The following is a 2,877-nucleotide window of genomic DNA, read 5'->3' as shown; positions in this document are numbered from 1 at the left end:
GATGACAAGGGGGCAGTCCGGAGCGAAGGCTCCGGACCGCAATCGTTGACCCGCGCGCCCCGGCCCGCCCACACGCCTGACGTCAAAAGAACCCATAGCCCGTCCCCAAAACCAAGCCACCCAAAAACAAAACCCCACCCACATAACGCCCATTCCAACCACAACCCCAGACAGGCGTACAATCCGCAAAGTCGTTAACACGACATGCAGTACGTCTTCAGGGCGGGGTGCAATTCCCCACCGGCGGTAGGTGCGCAAGCACGAGCCCGCGAGCGCCCCGGCCTTACCGTCGGGGGTCAGCAGATCYGGTSCAATGCCRGAGCCGACGGTCATAGTCCGGATGARAGAAGACGGTGCCACAGGGCCTTTGCGGCCCTGCGCCCGCCTGTTTGCCTTGCGGCGTTTTTCGCTCACTTTTCGCGGAGAACGTTACTTGTTTACTGGAATCATCGAAGGCGTCGGCCGTCTGGCCGCACGCGAATCCATCGGCGGCGATGTCCGCTTCACCTTCAACGTCGGCAGCCTGCCGTTCGACAACGTGCAGATGGGCGAGAGCATCGCCATCAACGGCGTCTGCCTCACCGTCATCGCGTTCGACGCCGGCAGCTTCCAGGCCGATGCGTCCACCGAGACCCTGGGCCTGACCACGCTCGGCCAACTGGCCGAAGGTGCGGTCATCAACCTCGAACGTGCCATGCGCCCGACCGACCGCCTTGGCGGCCATCTGGTCAGCGGCCACGTCGACGGCCTCGGCCAGGTCCTGTCCATCCATGAAGATGCGCGTGCCCAGCGCTGGCGTTTCGCCGCGCCGGCCGCCCTGCGCCGCTACATCGCCAAGAAGGGCTCGATCTGCGTGGACGGCGTCAGCCTCACCGTGAACGAAGTGGACGAGGAAGGCTTTGAAGTGGCGCTGATCCCGCACACCGTGGCCAATACCGCGTTCTCCGCCACCGGCGTGGGCAGCGCGGTGAACCTGGAAATCGACCTGGTCGCTCGTTATGTCGAGCGGTTGCTGGGTGAAGGAGCCCGCGCATGAACTTCGCCCCCATTCCCGACATCCTGGAAGACATCCGCCTCGGCCGCATGGTCGTCATCGTCGATGACGAAGACCGCGAGAACGAAGGCGACCTGATCATGGCCGCCGAGCTGGTCAAGGCCAGCGACATCAACTTCATGGTCACCCATGGCCGCGGCCTGGTGTGCCTGCCGCTCACCCGCACCCGCGCCGCCGACCTCGGCCTGGCGCCGATGGTGCAGGCCAATACCGCGCAGTTCCAGACCAACTTCACCGTCAGCATCGAAGCGGCCGAGGGCGTGACCACCGGCATYTCSGCMCACGACCGCGCGCACACCATCCGCACCGCGGTGAAGCCCAATGCCAAGCCGKCSGACCTGCACCAGCCGGGCCACATCTTCCCGCTGATTGCCCAGCCSGGTGGCGTGCTGACCCGCGCCGGCCACACCGAAGCCGGCGTCGACCTGGCCATGCTGGCCGGGCTGGAACCGGCCGGTGTGCTGGTGGAGATCCTCAACCCGGACGGCAGCATGGCGCGCCGCCCGGAGCTGGAAGTGTTCGCCCGCGAGCACGGCCTGAAGATGGGCTCCATCGCCGACCTGATCGCCTATCGCCTGGCCACCGAAAAGACCGTCGAGCGCGTGGACGAGCGTGATATCGACACCGAGTTCGGCCCGTTCAAGCTGGTCACCTACCGCGACCGCATCGCCCACGACCTGCATTTCGCCCTGGTCCGCGGCACCCCGGATGCGGACACGCCCACCCTGGTGCGCGTGCAGGTGGAAAACCYGCTGGCCGACCTGCTGCACTGGCGCCGCGATGACTTCGGCGTGGCGGCCACCGATGCCCTGCGCGCGATCGCCGCGGAAGGCAGTGGCGTGATGGTGGTGCTGTCGGCCCCGCGCGACGGCGAAGCGCTGTTGGCCCGCCTGCGCCAGCAGCCGGCGCCGGTGGTGCCGGGCAAGGACAAGGATGTGGGCCAGTGGCGCCGCAACGGTGCCGGTGCGCAGATCCTGTCCGACCTGGGCCTGGGCAAGCTGCGCGTGCTGGGCACGCCCCGCCGCCAGATCGGACTGGCCGGGTACGGCCTTGAAGTGGTGGAGACGGTCACCCCGTAACCCGCTCGGTGTGCCGACCAACGGTCGGCACCCACAAAGGGGCGGCCCACTGCAGCTGGTGGGTGCCGACCGTTGGCCGGCACGCCCCGGGCCCCCGCCAGCCACGGCCGGGGCCCATCCACGGTAGAATTACCCCTTAATCGAATCCCAAGCCGCATATGAGCCACTACGAAGGCGATCTTCGCACTCCCGAATCGGCGCGCTTCGCCATCCTGGCCAGCCGCTGGAACGCCCGCATCACCGATGTGCTGGTTGCTGGCGCCCGCCAGAGCCTGGCCGGCAACGGCATTGCCGAAGCCAACATCGACGTGATCCGCGTGCCGGGTGCCTGGGAGCTGCCGCTGGTCGCCGCGCGCCTGGCCGCCGCCCATGAACACGCCGCCATCCTCACCCTGGGCTGCGTGATCCGTGGCGACACCCGTCACTACGAACACGTGGCCGACCGCTGTGCCGAAGGCCTGATGCGCGTGCAGCTGGACTTCGGCGTGCCGGTGCTGAACGGCGTGCTGGCCGTGGAACGCGTGGAAGATGCCGAGGCCCGCGCAGGCGGCAGCCACGGCAACAAGGGCGAGGAAGTCGCGCTCGCCGCATTGGAAATGGTCAACCTTCTGGAGCAGCTGCCATGAACAAGAACACCCAGGGCAAGCCCTCCGGTAAACCCGTCCGCCGCGATGGCATCGATCCGGTGCTGCGCTCGCGCGCGCGCCGTCGTGCCGTGCAGGCCATCTATGCCTGGCAGATCTC

The 2,877-nt window shown here is 67.6% G+C and carries 3 protein-coding genes, 1 pseudogene and 1 riboswitch; all 4 genes and pseudogenes read left to right on the top strand.

Translation table 11 applies throughout. From position 1 onward, the window contains the following. Window positions 1-209 precede the first annotated feature (209 nt). Window positions 210-356, top strand: a riboswitch (FMN riboswitch). A 77-nt stretch (window positions 357-433) separates the two neighbouring features. Continuing rightward, window positions 434-1,036: a riboflavin synthase gene (locus tag AC1VAN_RS17065; RefSeq protein WP_442251763.1), complete on the top strand. Its 603-nt coding sequence runs from the start codon at window positions 434-436 to the stop codon at window positions 1,034-1,036. After that, the gene (gene ribB / locus AC1VAN_RS17060) at window positions 1,033-2,133 is read left to right on the top strand and encodes a 3,4-dihydroxy-2-butanone-4-phosphate synthase (RefSeq protein ID WP_480986275.1); all 1,101 of its coding nucleotides are present in this window, start codon (window positions 1,033-1,035) and stop codon (window positions 2,131-2,133) included. The genes AC1VAN_RS17065 and ribB overlap by 4 nt, the downstream gene beginning before the upstream one ends. A gap of 158 nt (window positions 2,134-2,291) precedes the next feature. Continuing rightward, window positions 2,292-2,759 (top strand): 6,7-dimethyl-8-ribityllumazine synthase, encoded by a 468-nt coding sequence (ribH, locus tag AC1VAN_RS17055; protein WP_025876639.1) that lies wholly within the window; start codon window positions 2,292-2,294, stop codon window positions 2,757-2,759. Continuing rightward, window positions 2,756-2,877 (top strand): annotated as a pseudogene (locus AC1VAN_RS17050) (transcription antitermination factor NusB); the annotation flags it as partial. The gene ribH and the pseudogene AC1VAN_RS17050, both read left to right, overlap by 4 nt.

Source organism: Stenotrophomonas sp. 05L44_2 (assembly GCF_056665995.1).
Note: the sequence above shows the minus strand (reverse complement) of the source record. Positions and strands in the feature narration are given on the sequence as shown.